Here is a 15710-nt window from a genome sequence, read left to right on the forward strand (position 1 = left end):
CGTGAAATTTCGGGGTGCAGAGGGTACGAAAAGCGGCGCCACAAAGGGGCTAGTTCTGTATTTTCAGAAAGGGACTACAGGTCGCGTCGCCATATCCAGAGCCTTGTGTTGACGTTTTCCGGGAAACTTATCCGCGCTCGTTTGATCGACGGCAGCACGTCAGGGGTTTCATATGACGCCAGCGCGTATAAAATGCGGCGGGCGCCAGCGTTCTGTCCTGGCGCGTCATCATCGTTCACCTTTTCAGCATTCGCCGTCTTCGGTCCGACGCGCCACGCCGGATCGGCCCCGACGGTGTACTGCCACCGGAACAAGAGAGTAATCATGGGCGCACAGTGGAAGGTCAAACACAAAGAAGCAGCAGCCAATGCCAAGGGCAAGATTTTCGGCAAGCTGTCCAAGGAAATCATGATTGCCGCGCGTTCCGGCGCTGATCCCGACATGAATTCGCGCCTGCGTTTGGTGGTCGAGCAGGCGAAGAAAGCCTCGATGCCCCGGGAGACGCTGGAGCGCGCGATCAAAAAGGGCGCTGGCCTGCTGGGCGAGCACGTGCACTTCGAGAAAGTGACCTATGAAGGGTTCGCGCCGCACAAGGTGCCAGTGATCGTCGAATGCCTGACCGATAACGTCAACCGCACGGTTGCCGAGATCCGTGTGCTGTTCCGCAAGGGGCAAATGGGCGCTGCGGGTTCGATCACGTGGGATTTCGATCATCTGGGCATGATCGAAGCGGCGGGCGACGGCAAGGCCGACCCGGAAGAAGCCGCCATCGAAGCCGGGGCGCAGGACGTCGAGCCGGGCGACGAGGGCGTGACCCTGTTCTACACCGAAGTCACTGACCTGGACGCCGTGTGCAAGGCGCTGCCAGAACAAGGCTTCACTGTGGAATCCGCCAAGATCGGCTACCGCCCGAAAAACCCGGTGTCGGGCTTGAGCGACGAGCAGATGGCCGAGGTTGAAGCGTTTCTGGAAGCGATTGACGGCCACGATGACGTGCAGGACGTGTACGTCGGTCTGGCCGGTTGATACCACGGTGGGTCAGTGACTGATTGGAGTGATTGACCCACCGCATCGCTGCGGTCGCGCCTCCGGCATCCCCCAAGAGCCCGAGGCCGCCGCAAGCCAGTGATGTTTGCCTAGCGATCCAGTAGCGCCAGCACCTCGGCAAACCCCGGTCGTTTCATGACCTGTGGCTGAATGCAGCGCGCCGCAAGCCCCCGCAGCACAGCCGTTTCTTCGTCAGACCCGTCGCAACACGTCAGCAACTCATCCAGCAATATCCCGAACGCCCGCACCTCGATGCGCTCCAGGGTCTGGCCCGTCGTTTCATCGGGATAAAACGCGGCAGCGCCGAAATCCCCCAGCAGACTCTCGCCCTGTTCCGCCCAGAGAACGTTATGGGCGTACAGGTCGCCGTGATTGATGCCTTTGCGATGCAAATGCCCGCAGGCGTCGGCAAGGCCGTGGGCCATGCGCCGCACCGTCGCAAGGCTCAGGCGCGTACTGCCGTAGACGTCACGCGTGCAGGATTCGAGGCTGGGCGGGCGGGCCAGGGTGATGAATCGCGGGGAAATCAGCTCCATCATCAACCCTCTCGCCTGCTGCGGGTGATCGAACACTTGCCCCAGGACGGGAATCAGGTTCGGGTGCTGACCGGCGGCGATGCACGCAGCCATTTCATTCAATGGGGAGCCATCGCTGGTCAGCTCGCCCTTATAGAGCTTGACGGCCACCTCGTCGGTCACTCCGTCGTCGTGCTGCCATTCCGCCTGCTGAATCACCCCGGAAGCGCCTTCTCCCAGCACCTGATGCAAGGTCAGCGCTGACCAGGGAATCTGCCGGATGGGCTCCTCAATGTGAATGTCGTTCAGCGGGTTGCCGGAAAACGCCAGCCAGGCCAGCGCGGGCATCTGCAGCAGCCAATCCGGCAATCGGCGAATCTCGTTGGACGCTATGCGCACCAGCTCCAGCCGCTGACACGCCGCCAGTGACGGGGGCAGGGTGCGCAATCGGTTTCCGGCCAGCATCAGTTTTTGCAGGTGTTCGAACCGACCCAGCTCATCTGGCAGTGATTCCAGGCGGTTATCCGTCAATACGAGGGCGCGCAGACGGGGTGGCAGCGAGCGGGGCGATACGTCGGTGATCCGGCACGCCTTGAAGCCGACGAAAAACAACTGCTCGCACTGGCCCAACGCTTCGGGCAGGTGGGTGAACAGGTTGTTGGAACAGAACAGAATCTTGAGGTGTTTGAGCCGGTGCAGATCGGCCGGCAGCTCGCTGAGTTGATTGTCCGACAGGTTCAACACCTCCAGCGAATCGCTGAGGTTGAAAATCTCGTCGGGAAACGCCGTGAGGCCGCAGCTGAGGTCCAGCCGTTTGCTGCCCGCCAGTGTGCCGGCGCGCAGGTCTGCGAGAGTGTGCATGGGGAAAAGGCCCGTGGTTCAGGGCCAGTCATGATAGCGAGTTCGTGAGCGTCGCGCTCAACCGAGGCAGCGATCCAGCAGCTGATGCATGCGTTCGAGGGTAGGGGCCGACTCGGCGTAGAGAATCCGGTACACCATGGGCGCCACGACGGCATCGACCAGCTCATCGGCGGATGGGCTGCGCTCGCCGCGCAAGTGGGCACGGTCGATGATGATCTGCAACTGATCGCGGACCATGTTCAGGCACTTGCCCGAGCAGAGGGTTGCGCTGCTGGCGACCACGTCGCGCATCATTTCGCGGCCCGGTGCGGAATTGGTTTCTTCGAGGTAGACCTCGACCCAGGTACGCAGGTCTTCGCGCAGGCTGCCGCAATCCACCGGTTCATCGGGGCGCAACCGTTCCACTGCCGCATCGGCCAGCAGCGACGTCAAATCGCCCCAGCGACGGTAGATGGTCGAGGGCGTGACGCCCGCACGGGCAGCGATCATGGGCACGCTCAACGCGGAACGGTCCTGCTCTTCAAGCAAGTCGCGCACGGCGGCGTGGATCGATGTCTGCACCCGGGCGCTACGGCCGCCGGTACGAATGCCTTCTTTGATAGCCATGAATCGGACCTTAACACAAAGTATTTGCTTTAAGCGGTTTCTGCTCGCACACTCCCTAACGCAAATTAATAGCTTTTATGGTGTGCTTTTTCGGGAGAGTGTACGCGTGTCTGAATCGATGCAGAACCCGCAAGTCGATGGTCGGAGCCGAGGGCACCTCGGGTATTTCGCGTTTGTGATGCTGTGCTTCTTTGCCGCTTCCAGTGCACCGACGCCGCTCTACCATGTGTATCAGCAGGCGTGGGGCTTTTCTTCCGCGCTGCTGACGCTGATTTTTGCGGTGTACGCCTTGAGTTTGCTGGCGACGTTGTTGGTGTTCGGTTCGCTGTCAGACTATTTGGGTCGGCGTCCGGTGATCCTCGTCGCTCTGCTGCTGGAGGCCTTGTCGATGCTCTTGTTCATCGGCGCCAGCGACGTCAGTTGGCTGATAGCCGCCCGCGTCTTGCAGGGGGTGGCGACGGGGATCGCCAGCAGCGCATTGGGCGCGGCGATGCTCGACACCGATCAGAATCAGGGCCCGTTGATCAACAGCATTGCGCCGATGTTCGGCATGGCGTTGGGCGCGCTCGGCACCAGCGCGCTGGTGGAATACGCGCCGATGCCGTTGCTGCTGGCCTTCATTCTGCTGCTGGCGGCATTCGTGGCGCAGATTCTGTACCTCTGGCGCGTGCAGGAAACCGTCAGCCCGCAACCCGGTGTGTTGAAGACCCTGAAACCCAGGCTCTATGTGCCGCAGCGTGCGTGCAGTACCTTGCTGCTGGTGTTGCCAGCGGACATCGCCGCCTGGGCGCTGGGCGGGTTCTTCCTGTCGCTGGCACCTTCATTGCTCGCCGCCGCGACCGGCTCGAAATCCGTGCTTCACGGTGGTTTGGCGGTGGCGGCTCTGACGATCAGCGGGGCGATTTCCATCATGAACCTGCGCCTGCGCCCGCCGCAATTGGCGCTGTTGGTGGGGTGCAGCTTTTTGGCGTTGGGCGTGTCGGTGATTCTGCTGGCGGTCAACGTGGGCTGGCTGTGGCTGTTTTTCAGCGGCGCCGTGGTGGCGGGGATCGGGTTTGGCGCCAGCTTCCTGGGGGCGTTGCGGTTGCTGCTGCCGCTGGCTCACGCCCATGAACGGGCGGGGCTGATGTCGACGTTTCTGGCGTTGAGCTACCTGGCGTTCTGCGTCCCGGCGCTGCTTGCCGGGCTGGCGATCAAAAGCGAGGGGCTGGTGGTCACGACCAACGTGTATGGGGCCGTAGTGGTCGTGTTGGCGTTGCTGGCCTTGGGCGGGTTGCTGATGCAGCGCATGACCAAGGCGCGCGCGGCCTGACCCCGGATAGCACTGGAAATGGGCGCGGCGCCGCCCATTCCCTAAAGTCAGGGGCCGCAGTGCCGATAAACCGGCTGGGACACACTCGACTCAATTGAGCATGGATCAGCTATGACTTCGATTTCCTCTATCACCTCCACGCAGCCTCTGGTGGTCACCCCGACAGTGGCGACTCAGCCGGTGGCCACCTCAGCGGTGGGGACGACTCCGAGCACCGCATCGCCTTCGTCTGTCGTGATGCTGGGGCAGGACACCCTCGTCACTAACGCACAGACCTACACCGCCCGTGGTGTGATTGCCGACGCCGATGTGCCGCCCGCCTGGGAATACACGCGGCAGGATTCGGTGACCCTGGCGATGCAAGGCAACTTCAGCACGACGCATGGCGTGGGCCGTTTCCAGGGCCTTGGCGCCACGCTGCTTGCGCAACTGGCGCAGACGGGGAAGGGTGTTTCCCAGTCGGTGATCAGCTCGCCTTCCGGACGAACCCTTGAACCCTCCGAGCTGGCGGCCGCCCAGAACAAACTGCACAGCAGTGCCGCCGATAACAGCATCAGCCTGACCCTGAAGACCGCCAGCGGCAAGACCGTGCAATTGACCCTTTCCAGCAGCGAAAACGGGCTGGCGGTACAGGCACAGGTCAGCGGTGGCGACCTGAGCGACGACGAACTTGCCGCGCTGGGCAAGATGGCAGACGGTTTTCAATCGGCCATCGACGGGCTGACGGCGAAATCTCCTCAGCTCAAGCTGGACGCGTTGACGCAATATGACAGCAACGTGTTTTCGTCGGTGACGCTGAGCACCCGCATCAAACTGAATGACGGCAGCGTCCAGAGCCTGGATATGAATGCCGACGCCGACCAGCGTTCAGTGCGCATGAGCGGTGCGTCGGGCAATCTGGACATTTCCGTCGATCTGAAGAATGCCGCCATTATCGGCAACAGCGACCAGCAGGCGAAAGCCGTTAAAAACTACGTGAGTCAGATTGAAGCCGCCCGGACACGCGGTGACGGCGACGCACAATTGCTCTCCCTCTTCGAAGACGGGTTCAAGACGCTGCACAGCCAATACCCCGGAGCCCGGCCTTCCATTGCACCCCAGACCGTCAACTCCATCGACTTGACCGATACCGATCACGGCTTGCTGACGGGCCTGGCCGATTTCAAGGCGTCGGTCACCGAGAAGACCGAGGCCAGCAACCCGGCACGCCCTGATGAGCTGGACGCGTTCTCGTACAACCTGTCGCAATCGACGCAATCCAAAGGCCGGGATCAGTTGAACCGGACCCTCGTTCAGAACCAGCAATCGAGCCTGATTGCCAGTTACCACAAGGCGCTCACCGCAGGCCAGAAGCTGGACCTGAGCCGCGATCCGACGTCGCAGAATTATCTGTATTACCAGATCAACGATCAGGCCAGCAGCAAGACCAACATCGGTTACGACAAAGGGGCATTGGTGCAGGCGTCGGTCAGCCAGTCCGCAAGCCAGTCGACGCGTATTTCCAAATACGTGATGGGGCACCTGGAGAGCGACACGCGGACGCCGTTGTCATCGTCAAAAACCCAGAATTTCCTGAGCGTGCTGCAACAGGCGCTGCAGCAGGACAAGGACGCGAAACAAGGCCGTGGCGTTTCGACGCTCAAGGACACCTTGGCAGGTATTCAGGACAAGGTATTGTTGCGAGCCAGTGCGAGCGACCGGGAGGGTTGAGCGGTGGATCTGTGACAGACCGGCTGTCTGACCCACCGCTCTCTGTTCAAATCGGCTGACGCAACGCCTGTCGCGCAGCCTTGACAGCAGGGTCATCGGCAGGGCTGACCACGGCGTAGTTGTAACCACCTCCTGACCAATAATCGGCTTCCAGCTCGCCGTCCCGTCGCGTGCCGGGGGCCAGCAAATGATTGTTCGGCCCTGGTGGACGGATGTAGAAACTCAGCGTCCGTCCTTCGTCATCCTTGTACACCACCATCGCGGCGGCACCTTGTTCGGTGCTGGTCAGGCGCCCACTCACGGGTTTGAACCCGGCTGACGCCAGATCGGGCAGGCGGTTGGCCTGGGCGAAATGCTTGTCCAGCCAGACCTGCGCGTTGTTCGGCTTGTCGGTGTTCCAGTCGCTGGCCATGCTGTCGTTGACCGCGAACATCCGATAGGCCTGCACGGCGTCGGCCATGGGCTGAACGCCGCTGACGAGGGTCATTTCCCGGGCCTGCCAGCCACTCATTCCGCCGACACCGACCGCGATCAACAGCACTGCCGCGGTGGCGAACTGGCGGCTGCGGCTGCGACGCACGCGCTGGCGGATGAACGCCGGGTCCAGGTCTGGGTTGGCCGGGCGATGCAGCTCGCCACTCAAGCTGGCGCGCAGGTTCTGGGCATCCCGTTGCCAGGCCAGCAGTTGCTGGGCCAGCTCGGGCTGCGTGGCCAGATACGTCTCCATCGTCTGCCGGTCGGCGTCGCTGAGCTGCCCATCGACGTAGGCGTGCAAGTCGCGTTCACTGGGAGGCAATGTCATCATTTCAATATCCGCAGAGCAGGGGTGGTGATTTCGCCTTCGCTGAGCAGGCGCAAGGCCTGGCGCGCGCGAGACAAGCGGGACATGACGGTGCCCACGGGGACGCCGAGGATTTCCGCCACTTCGTTATAACTCAAGCCTTCGACAGACACCCAGAGCAACAGGGCACGTTGTTCGGTGTTCAGCCGTTCGAACGCCTGCAGCGTGGTTTGCGCAACCACGGTGCGCTCCACGGAAGGCTCATGGTGATCTTCCTTGCCGCCGGTAAACAGCTCCAGCATGCGACTGTATCGGCGCGAACGTCGATGGGCGTCGAGAAATTGCCTATAAAGAATGGAGAACAGCCAGGCGCGGAGGTCGCCTTCCGGCCGTTTGCTGCTCCAGGCAGACAAGGCTTTTTCAAGGCTCGACTGCACCAGATCATCGGCCGCGCTGTGGTCACGGGTGAGCGATGCGGCAAACCGACGCATTCGTGGCAGCAGCTCTCGTAATTGATCGTCGACATCATGCATAGGGTGATTTCCTGATCGATCGGCGGGATCGCTCGGATCGTATGACCAGAAAGACGCACGCCCGTGCAAGTTATTCCACCGCACACAAAATAAATATCACGCCATGGAATAAAGGCGTTTATGCCGCGTCCTACCGCTACATGAATGCAGAGAGGCCCCAGGCCCGGAGTGTGACCGATGATTGACCGTGAGCCGCCGTACCCCCGCAAACCACCCTTGACCCCCTCGGAGAAATTCGTTCGCCTCGCCGGTATTGGCCTGGTGGTGGCCATCGCCGTCGGCGCATTCGCCTACGTGAATGGCAGCCTTGACCCACAACGCTTGACGCCTGCACGGGTTGTCGACGTGTTCGAACACAGTAACGGCGTTCACCCCGGCTACCGTCGCAACCACCCCAAAGGCATCTGCGTCGCCGGGTATTTCGAGAGCAATGGCGCGGCGGCGACGCTGTCCAAAGCCGAAGTGTTCGCCAGTGGCCGCACCCCGGTGGTCGGACGGCTCGCGCTGCCCACCGGCAATCCGTATTCACCTGACAGCGCGGCGCCCATCCGCAGCTTCGCGGTGCAGTTCACCCAACCCAACGGCCAGCAATGGCGCACCGGGATGAACAGCATGCCGGTGTTCCCGGTGGGCACGCCTGAAGCGTTCGTCGACCTGCAAAAAGCCACCGCGCCTGATCCCAAAACCGGCAAGCCTGATCCGTCCAAGCCTCCAGCGTTCTTTGCCGCGCACCCCGAGGCCCAGCCGTTTCTGGCCTGGGTCAAGACGGCCAAGCCGTCCGCCAGCTTTGTGACCGAGACCTACAACAGCGTCAACGCGTTTGTGCTGGTAGATGCGCAGGGCAAGCGGCAACCGGTGCGCTGGAGTCTGGTCCCTGAAGCGAAAGGCGATGCACCGGCCCCGGACGCCAAGGATTACTTGCAGCAAGACCTGAGCGACAAACTGGCCAGCGGGCCACAGCGCTGGAATCTGGTGCTGACCCTTGCTAACCCGCAAGACCCGACCAACGATGCGTCCAAGGCGTGGTCCGGGGAGCACAAGACCGTGACGGCGGGAACGTTGGTGGTTGAAAGCGACAGCGCCCAGCTGGATGGCGCGTGCCGGGACATCAACTACGACCCGCTGGTGTTGCCGAGCGGCATCGAAGGGTCAGACGATCCGTTGCTGGCGGCTCGGTCTGCTGCCTACGCGTCGTCATACCTGCGCCGCACAGGTGAAGTCGATCAACTGAAAGCCGCGCCTGCCCAGGAGAAACAGCCATGAGTACGCCCACCTTGCATTTTTCGCCTCTGGCGCGCGCGCTGCACTGGTTGATGGCCGTGATGGTGATCGCCATGTTGTTCATCGGCGCGGGCATGGTGGCCTCGGTGTCCGAACGCCATGAGTGGTTATTGAACATCCATAAACCGCTGGGGATTGCGATTCTGGCATTGGTCATCGTGCGTTTGATCGTGCGCTTCACCACGCAAACGCCGCCGTTGCCAGCGGATTTGCCTGCGGTGCAAGCGTTGGCGGCGAAGCTCTCTCACTACCTGCTCTATGCGTTGATGCTGGCGATGCCGCTGATTGGCTGGGCGATGATCTCGGCAGCGGGCGACCCGGTGATGCTCGGCAGCTCAATCCGTCTGCCTTCCATCGTGGCGGCCCATGCCGAGACGTTTGCGTTTCTGCGCAAAGCCCATCGCTATCTGGCGTATCTGTTTTTCCTGACCATCCTCGCGCACCTCGCGGCCGCGTTGTTTCATGGCTGGATTCGCCGCGATGAAGTGCTGGACAGCATGTTGCGAGGGAAAACGCGGGGGTCATGACGCTGCTCGTCCGGTCGCACTCTTGTCCGTCGCCGTGGTCCATTGATCACCGCATCCCAAGCAAGGAAGACCCTTCATGAACGGCTGGTGGCAGGAAGTCGTCGAGACGTTGCGTTCCGAGTTTTCAGACATCACTGATGCGTCCCAACTGACGCGGGTGAGTGTGCGGCTGGTGATCGCGGCCGTACTGGGCGGGATTCTTGGTTTCGAACGCGAGCACAAAGGCAAGGCGGCGGGGGTGCGCACCCACATGCTGGTCTGCATGGGCGCGGCGCTGTTTGTTCTGGTGCCGCGACTGGCGGGGGCGGATGACGCGGCGTTGAGCCGCGTGGTGCAAGGCATCGTCGCCGGGATCGGCTTTCTCGGCGCGGGCACCATCCTCAAGGGCGACAAACTCAACACCCATCAAGTGAAGGGCCTGACCACTGCAGCGGGGTTGTGGATGACGGCGGCCATTGGCATCGCCGCTGGCATGGGCCGGGAAGCCACTGCCGTGCTGAGCACGCTCTTGGCGCTGGGGATATTCAGTCTGATGCCGCTGATCGTTGATCGCTTCGACCCGCCCGAGGAGCGGGACAAAGACCCGGCCCGCAACACCGGCGGGGATTCGCACCAACCCTGAGCGCGGCGGCGCGCGCTCAGGGCTTCTTCATTCAATCATTCTGGAAACCTTTCACCCAGTACCGCAGGCGGCTCCTGACTGGGCGGGTCGCCCTTGGGCGGCTCGATGACCGGTGGCATGGTCGGTGGAGGCGGTTCTTCAGGTTTCGGCACCGGCAATTCCGGATCATCGATATTTGGATCGGGCGTTTCAGCGGGAACGGGAATGGTCATTGCTTCACCTTCCTTAGGCGCAGGTCGCAAGAGGCAATCGTGCCGGTTTTTTTCTGCGCGCTCGCTGCTTCGACAGTGAGTCGGATTGAATGATTCAGCGGAATTTCCCGGTGGTTTGCCAGCCCGCGACTAAGCTGCCAACGGATCGATTTTTGCCGCGCAAGCTCTTTGAACTTTTCCCCGAAACTGGCGTTCGGAACCTATGCGGCCAGATTCGGGCACACCTGCCCTGAGGTCGGACGCATGCAGCTCAAGGATGAAGTGTCGACGAAATGGACTATTACGGACTTGTACAAGGAGCGTCCCTGGGGCGTGAGGAGTGATGCTCGATGAATGTGACTGCTGATCAGCCATACGGCCCGGATTCCCTGGCCACCGATGTTCCACACCCAATCCAGCCTTTATCCCTGACCCAGGCCTTGCAACTGCCGCGGATCGTCATCGAAGACACGCAGCCGGTGATCGAGCATGGGCAGTTGGCGGCCAAAGCCATCACCGGGCAACCCGTAACCGTCACCAGCAAGGTGTTCGCCGATGGCCACGACAAAATGGCCGTGCGCATCCGTTACCGCGCTGCCGACGAGCAGGAATGGCATCAGGCGCCGATGCGCGAACTGGGCAATGACAGCTGGATCGGTGAGTTCACCCCAACCTCAGTCAGCCGCTACCTGTTTCGCCTGGAAGCCTGGATCGATCAATTCGCCAGCTATCGCTATGAGCTGGAGAAAAAATACGCCGCCGGTGTGCCGGTCGGTCTGGAGCTGGAAGAAGGGCGTTTGCACCTCGTGCATGCCAGCGAACGCAGCCAGAACGAACTCAAAGGGCAGATCGATAGCCTGCTGAAACGTCTCGGCGAGAACACTGAACACGAAGCGCAGGTCACCTTGCTGCTGCACAGTGAAACCGCCGCGATCATGGCGCAGGCCGACAATCATGCGTTCCTCAGCCGCAGCCTCGAATTCCCGCTGGATGTGGAACGTGAACTGGCGCAGTTCGCCAGCTGGTACGAGCTGTTTCCTCGCTCGATCACCGACGATAAACATCGCCACGGCACCTTCAACGACGTGCACAGCCGCTTGCCGATGATTCGCGACATGGGTTTCGACGTGCTGTATTTCCCACCGATTCACCCGATTGGCCGCGCGCACCGAAAAGGCCCGAATAACTCGCTGAAAGCCGGTCCTGACGATCCGGGCAGCCCGTACGCCATCGGCAGTGCAGATGGCGGTCATGACGCGATCCACCCGCAATTGGGCACCCGTGAAGACTTCCGCAATCTGGTGGCTGCGGCTGCCGAGCACGGCCTGGAAATCGCCCTCGATTTCGCGATTCAGTGCTCCCAGGATCATCTGTGGCTCAAGGAGCATCCGGGCTGGTTCTCGTGGCGCCCGGACGGCACGATCCGTTACGCGGAAAACCCACCGAAGAAATACCAGGACATCGTCAACGTCGATTTCTACGCGCCGGATGCGATCCCTAGCCTCTGGCTGGAACTGCGCGATGTGGTCCTTGGCTGGGTCGAGGAGGGCGTGAAGATCTTCCGCGTCGACAACCCGCACACCAAGCCGCTGCCGTTCTGGCAATGGATGATCGCCGACATTCGTGCGCAGCATCCGGACGTGATGTTCCTCGCCGAGGCCTTCACCAAACCGGCAATGATGGCGCGTCTGGGCAAGGTCGGGTACTCCCAGAGCTACACCTATTTCACCTGGCGTAACACCAAGGCCGAGCTGGCTGAGTATTTCACCCAGCTCAATGAGTCGCCGTGGCGCGAATGCTACCGGCCCAACTTTTTCGTCAATACGCCGGACATCAACCCGCACTTCCTGCACGACTCAGGGCGTCCGGGCTTCCTGATCCGCGCCGCGCTGGCGACCATGGGGTCGGGGCTGTGGGGCATGTATTCCGGGTTTGAACTCTGTGAGTCGGCCCCGGTGCCGGGCAAAGAGGAATACCTGGATTCCGAGAAGTACGAGATTCGCCCTCGGGACTACACCGCACCCGGCAACATCATTGCCGAGATCGCACAGCTGAACCGCATTCGTCACCAGAACCCGGCACTGCAGACTCACTTGGGCCTGCGCATCTACAACGCCTGGAACGACAACATTCTGTATTTCGGCAAACGCAGCGCGGACGGCAGTAATTTCGTGCTCGTGGCCGTCAGCCTCGATCCGCGCAACGCGCAGGAAGCGTATTTCGAGCTGCCGTTGTGGGAAATGGGCTTGGCGGATGACGCGGCGACCTTGGGTGAAGACCTGATGACCGGCCACTCCTGGACCTGGTACGGCAAAACGCAGTTCATGCGCATCGACCCGAACTATCAGCCGTTTGGCATCTGGCGCATCAAGGCGCCAAACCAATAATTCAAGGGACGTGGTCATGGCAAAGAAACCCCGCAACGCTGCCTTTATCGAAGACCCGCTCTGGTACAAGGATGCGGTGATTTACCAGGTGCACGTGAAGTCGTATTTCGATTCCAACGATGATGGAATCGGCGACTTTCCGGGCCTGATCGCCAAGCTCGACTACATCGCCGAACTGGGCGTGAATACCATCTGGCTGCTGCCGTTTTACCCGTCGCCCAGGCGCGACGACGGATACGACATCTCCGACTATCGCGGGATTCACAGCGATTACGGCAACATGTCGGACGCCAAGAAATTCATCGCCGAAGCCCACAAGCGCGGGCTGCGGGTGATTACCGAGCTGGTCATCAACCACACGTCGGATCAGCACCCGTGGTTCCAGAAGGCACGGCACGCGAAGAAGGGCTCCAAGGCCCGAGATTTCTACGTCTGGTCCGACGACGACCAGAAATACGACGGCACCCGCATCATCTTTCTCGACACCGAAAAGTCCAACTGGACCTGGGACCCAGTCGCCGGTCAGTACTTCTGGCACCGCTTCTATTCCCACCAGCCGGACCTGAATTTTGACAACCCGCAAGTGATGAAAGCGGTGCTGGAAGTCATGCGCTACTGGCTGGACATGGGTATCGACGGCCTCCGTTTGGACGCGATTCCCTATTTGATCGAGCGCGACGGCACCAACAACGAAAACCTGCAAGAGACCCATAACGTTCTCAAGCAGATTCGTGCCGAGATCGACGCCAATTACCCCGACCGCATGCTGCTGGCCGAGGCCAATCAATGGCCGGAAGACACGCAGCTGTATTTTGGGGATCGCAAAGGCAAGGACGGTGACGAATGCCACATGGCCTTTCACTTCCCGCTGATGCCGCGCATGTACATGGCCGTGGCGCAGGAAGACCGTTTCCCGATCACCGACATCCTGCGCCAGACCCCGGAAATCCCGGAAAACTGCCAGTGGGCGATTTTCCTGCGCAACCACGATGAGCTGACCTTGGAAATGGTCACCGACCGCGAGCGCGACTATCTGTGGAACTACTACGCCTCCGACCGCCGCGCGCGGATCAACCTGGGCATTCGCCGTCGTCTGGCCCCGCTGCTGGAACGCGACCGCCGCCGCGTTGAGCTCCTTAACAGCATGTTGTTGTCCATGCCAGGAACGCCGACCCTGTATTACGGCGACGAAATCGGCATGGGTGACAACATTTACCTCGGCGACCGCGACGGTGTGCGCACGCCGATGCAGTGGTCCATCGACCGCAATGGCGGCTTCTCCCGGGCCAACCCGGCGAGTCTGGTGCTGCCGCCGATCATGGACCCGCTGTACGGCTATCAGTCGGTCAACGTCGAAGCTCAGGACCACGACCCGCATTCATTGCTCAACTGGACCCGGCGCATGCTCGCCGTGCGCAAACAGCAGAAAGCGTTCGGCCGGGGCACGCTGAAAATGCTCTCGCCGAGCAACCGCCGAATTCTGGCCTACACCCGGGAATACACCGGGCCGGACGGCAAGACTGAAATCATCCTGTGTGTCGCCAACGTCTCCGCCGCGTCCCAGGCGGCCGAACTGGAACTGTCCCATTACGCGGGCACCGTGCCGGTCGAGATGTTGGGCGGCAGCGCCTTTCCACCCATTGGCCAGCTCAATTACCTGCTGACGTTGCCGCCGTATGGCTTCTACTGGTTCGTGCTGGCCGCGGAGAATCAAATGCCCAGCTGGCACGTCGAACCGGCCGAAAGCATGCCGGATTTCCCCACCCTGGTGCTCAAGCAACGTCTGGAAGAACTGCTGGACGAACCGCTGCGCCAGACCATGGAACAGACCTCGTTGTCGGTCTACTTGCCCAAACGTCGCTGGTTCGCGGGCAAGGGCACGGCCATCGACAACGTGCACATCGCTTACGCCGTACGCTTCGGCACGGCCGAACGCCCGGTGCTGCTCAGCGAAATCGAAGTCACGTCGGGCAACGATGTGGCGCGGTATCAACTGCCGTTCGGCTTCCTCGCCGAAGATGATTTCAGCAGCGCGCTGCCGCAGCAATTGGCCCTGGCCCGTGTGCGCCGTGGCCGTCAGGTTGGCCTGATTACCGATGCGTTCACCCTGGAGCCGTTCATTCGTGCCGTGATCAAGGGCATGCAGGACAAGACTGCATTGCCCACCGACGATGGCGAGCTGCGTTTTCAGCAAACCTCGAAACTGACGGCCCTGGGCCTGAACGACGAATCTGAAGTGCGCTATCTGTCCGCCGAGCAATCCAATAGCTCGGTCGTGGTCGGCAACGCGCTGGTGCTGAAGATGATCCGTCGCGTGGCGGCCGGGACGCACCCTGAACTGGAAATGGGCGCGTACCTCACCGAAGCCGGCTACGAACACATCTCGCCGCTGCTGGGCGCTGTGGTGCGGGTCGACAAGGTGGGCGAGAGTAATCTGCTGATGATCGCTCAGGGGTATCTGAGCAATCAGGGCGACGCGTGGGAATGGACTCAGAACAACCTCGAACGTGCTGTGCGCGATCACATGGCCCATGGCTCGTCATCGGCTGAACAGCACGCCAATGCCTTGTTGGAACTCAAGGATTTCGCCGGTTTGCTAGGACAGCGGTTGGGTGAAATGCACGTGGTGCTGGGCGCGCCGACCGACAATCCCGACTTCAAGACCGAACTCACCAGCGTCAAGGACAGTCAAGCGTCGGCGAAAAGTGTGGGGGCGCAAATCGAACGTGCGCTGGACTTGCTCGAACAGCATCGCAATACCCTTGAACCCGGCGATCAGCAATTGGTCAGTGAACTGCTGGGTAAACGCAAACCGCTGCTGGCACAGGTGCAGAGCCTGGCGAAACAGTCGGTGGGCGGCCTGCGCATGCGGGTTCACGGTGACTTGCACTTGGGCCAGATGCTGGTGGTGAAAGGCGATGCGTACCTGATCGACTTTGAGGGTGAACCGGCGCGACCGCTGCAGGAGCGTCGCGCGAAGTACAGCCCGTTCAAGGACGTCAGCGGCGTGTTGCGATCTTTCGACTACGCTGCCGCCATGGCGGTACGCAATGCCCAGAGTGCGGATAGCTCGCCTCAGGCAGAGGCCGCGCGCAAGCATGTGGCCGAAACGTATTTGACACAGGCGCGGGACGCGTTCCTCGGGGCTTACAAAACAGCTACCGTCGACGTTGCCCACGCCTGGAAAGACACCGAAGGGGAGGCGGCCGCACTGGCGCTGTTCACTTTGGAAAAAGCGGCTTATGAAGTGGCCTATGAGGCTGAGAATCGGCCGACCTGGTTGTCGGTACCGCTTCAAGGTCTACGTGGGCTGCTGGACTTGTCTGATGGAGAATGA

Annotated in this window: 14 protein-coding genes; 8 read left to right on the forward strand and 6 right to left on the reverse strand. The window is 61.4% G+C overall.

The window, feature by feature from the left end; all coding sequences use genetic code 11:
• Positions 1 to 74: 74 nt before the first annotated feature.
• Positions 75 to 326, reverse strand: coding sequence for a hypothetical protein (locus GVN17_RS06620; protein WP_166594436.1), 252 nt, complete (start codon positions 324 to 326; stop codon positions 75 to 77).
• Here GVN17_RS06620 and GVN17_RS06625 point away from each other — a divergent pair.
• Positions 325 to 1026 carry a YebC/PmpR family DNA-binding transcriptional regulator gene (locus GVN17_RS06625; RefSeq protein WP_166594437.1) on the forward strand — a complete coding sequence of 234 codons (702 nt, stop codon included), beginning with the start codon at positions 325 to 327 and terminating at the stop codon, positions 1024 to 1026. The genes GVN17_RS06620 and GVN17_RS06625 overlap by 2 nt on opposite strands.
• Positions 1027 to 1136: 110 nt before the next feature.
• Here GVN17_RS06625 and GVN17_RS06630 read toward each other — a convergent pair whose 3' ends face one another.
• Together GVN17_RS06630 and GVN17_RS06635 are read right to left on the reverse strand one after the other, a co-directional pair.
• Entirely contained in the window at positions 1137 to 2423 is a 1287-nt protein-coding gene (locus GVN17_RS06630; RefSeq protein WP_166594438.1) for a leucine-rich repeat-containing protein kinase family protein, read from the reverse strand.
• A 57-nt stretch (positions 2424 to 2480) separates the two neighbouring features.
• On the reverse strand, positions 2481 to 3029 hold the full coding sequence (locus GVN17_RS06635) for a TetR/AcrR family transcriptional regulator (RefSeq protein WP_166594439.1): 549 nt from the start codon (positions 3027 to 3029) through the stop codon (positions 2481 to 2483).
• A gap of 118 nt (positions 3030 to 3147) precedes the next feature.
• On the opposite strand from GVN17_RS06635, the gene GVN17_RS06640 reads away from it, so the two are divergent.
• The gene (locus GVN17_RS06640; protein WP_256665140.1) at positions 3148 to 4341 is read left to right on the forward strand and encodes an MFS transporter; all 1194 of its coding nucleotides are present in this window, start codon (positions 3148 to 3150) and stop codon (positions 4339 to 4341) included.
• A gap of 111 nt (positions 4342 to 4452) precedes the next feature.
• Complete coding sequence (locus tag GVN17_RS06645) at positions 4453 to 6051, forward strand: lactate dehydrogenase (protein ID WP_166594441.1); 1599 nt, start codon at positions 4453 to 4455, stop codon at positions 6049 to 6051.
• A 46-nt stretch (positions 6052 to 6097) separates the two neighbouring features.
• On the opposite strand, the gene GVN17_RS06650 is transcribed toward GVN17_RS06645, so the two are convergent.
• Entirely contained in the window at positions 6098 to 6856 is a 759-nt protein-coding gene (locus GVN17_RS06650; RefSeq protein ID WP_166594442.1) for an anti-sigma factor, read from the reverse strand.
• On the reverse strand, positions 6853 to 7365 hold the full coding sequence (locus GVN17_RS06655; RefSeq protein WP_166594443.1) for a sigma-70 family RNA polymerase sigma factor: 513 nt from the start codon (positions 7363 to 7365) through the stop codon (positions 6853 to 6855). Before GVN17_RS06655 ends, GVN17_RS06650 begins: the two co-directional genes overlap by 4 nt.
• A gap of 177 nt (positions 7366 to 7542) precedes the next feature.
• On the opposite strand from GVN17_RS06655, the gene GVN17_RS06660 reads away from it, so the two are divergent.
• The 3 genes from GVN17_RS06660 (at position 7543) to GVN17_RS06670 (ending at position 9795) form a co-directional block, all read left to right on the forward strand.
• Complete coding sequence (locus GVN17_RS06660) at positions 7543 to 8628, forward strand: catalase family peroxidase (RefSeq protein ID WP_166594444.1); 1086 nt, start codon at positions 7543 to 7545, stop codon at positions 8626 to 8628.
• The gene (locus GVN17_RS06665) at positions 8625 to 9173 is read left to right on the forward strand and encodes a cytochrome b (protein WP_166594445.1); all 549 of its coding nucleotides are present in this window, start codon (positions 8625 to 8627) and stop codon (positions 9171 to 9173) included. Before GVN17_RS06660 ends, GVN17_RS06665 begins: the two co-directional genes overlap by 4 nt.
• A gap of 76 nt (positions 9174 to 9249) precedes the next feature.
• Positions 9250 to 9795, forward strand: a complete 546-nt coding sequence (locus GVN17_RS06670) for an MgtC/SapB family protein (RefSeq protein ID WP_166594446.1) — start codon at positions 9250 to 9252, stop codon at positions 9793 to 9795.
• A 35-nt stretch (positions 9796 to 9830) separates the two neighbouring features.
• Here the strand turns inward: GVN17_RS06670 and GVN17_RS06675 are convergent, their stop codons facing one another.
• Positions 9831 to 10007, reverse strand: a complete 177-nt coding sequence (locus GVN17_RS06675) for a hypothetical protein (protein WP_166594447.1) — start codon at positions 10005 to 10007, stop codon at positions 9831 to 9833.
• A 329-nt stretch (positions 10008 to 10336) separates the two neighbouring features.
• Between GVN17_RS06675 and GVN17_RS06680 the strand changes: the two genes are divergently transcribed.
• Both GVN17_RS06680 and treS read left to right on the forward strand, forming a co-directional pair.
• Positions 10337 to 12373 (forward strand): alpha-1,4-glucan--maltose-1-phosphate maltosyltransferase, encoded by a 2037-nt coding sequence (locus tag GVN17_RS06680; protein WP_166594448.1) that lies wholly within the window; start codon positions 10337 to 10339, stop codon positions 12371 to 12373.
• 16 nt (positions 12374 to 12389) lie between these two features.
• Positions 12390 to 15710, forward strand: coding sequence for a maltose alpha-D-glucosyltransferase (gene treS, locus GVN17_RS06685; RefSeq protein WP_166594449.1), 3321 nt, complete (start codon positions 12390 to 12392; stop codon positions 15708 to 15710).

The organism is Pseudomonas sp. SLFW (assembly GCF_009905615.1).
GTDB classification, from domain to species: domain Bacteria; phylum Pseudomonadota; class Gammaproteobacteria; order Pseudomonadales; family Pseudomonadaceae; genus Aquipseudomonas; species Aquipseudomonas bambusae.

Bases quoted from the DNA above. Each gene is read 5' to 3' on its own strand.
- GVN17_RS06635 (WP_166594439.1), bottom strand. From the start codon at position 3,029: ATGGCTATCAAAGAAGGCATTCGTACCGGCGGCCGTAGCGCCCGGGTG.
- GVN17_RS06680 (WP_166594448.1), top strand. From the start codon at position 10,337: ATGAATGTGACTGCTGATCAGCCATACGGCCCGGATTCCCTGGCCACC.
- GVN17_RS06660 (WP_166594444.1), top strand. From the start codon at position 7,543: ATGATTGACCGTGAGCCGCCGTACCCCCGCAAACCACCCTTGACCCCC.
- treS (WP_166594449.1), top strand. From the start codon at position 12,390: ATGGCAAAGAAACCCCGCAACGCTGCCTTTATCGAAGACCCGCTCTGG.
- GVN17_RS06620 (WP_166594436.1), bottom strand. From the start codon at position 326: ATGATTACTCTCTTGTTCCGGTGGCAGTACACCGTCGGGGCCGATCCG.
- GVN17_RS06675 (WP_166594447.1), bottom strand. From the start codon at position 10,007: ATGACCATTCCCGTTCCCGCTGAAACGCCCGATCCAAATATCGATGAT.
- GVN17_RS06655 (WP_166594443.1), bottom strand. From the start codon at position 7,365: ATGCATGATGTCGACGATCAATTACGAGAGCTGCTGCCACGAATGCGT.
- GVN17_RS06630 (WP_166594438.1), bottom strand. From the start codon at position 2,423: ATGCACACTCTCGCAGACCTGCGCGCCGGCACACTGGCGGGCAGCAAA.
- GVN17_RS06665 (WP_166594445.1), top strand. From the start codon at position 8,625: ATGAGTACGCCCACCTTGCATTTTTCGCCTCTGGCGCGCGCGCTGCAC.
- GVN17_RS06670 (WP_166594446.1), top strand. From the start codon at position 9,250: ATGAACGGCTGGTGGCAGGAAGTCGTCGAGACGTTGCGTTCCGAGTTT.
- GVN17_RS06645 (WP_166594441.1), top strand. From the start codon at position 4,453: ATGACTTCGATTTCCTCTATCACCTCCACGCAGCCTCTGGTGGTCACC.
- GVN17_RS06650 (WP_166594442.1), bottom strand. From the start codon at position 6,856: ATGATGACATTGCCTCCCAGTGAACGCGACTTGCACGCCTACGTCGAT.
- GVN17_RS06625 (WP_166594437.1), top strand. From the start codon at position 325: ATGGGCGCACAGTGGAAGGTCAAACACAAAGAAGCAGCAGCCAATGCC.
- GVN17_RS06640 (WP_256665140.1), top strand. From the start codon at position 3,148: ATGCAGAACCCGCAAGTCGATGGTCGGAGCCGAGGGCACCTCGGGTAT.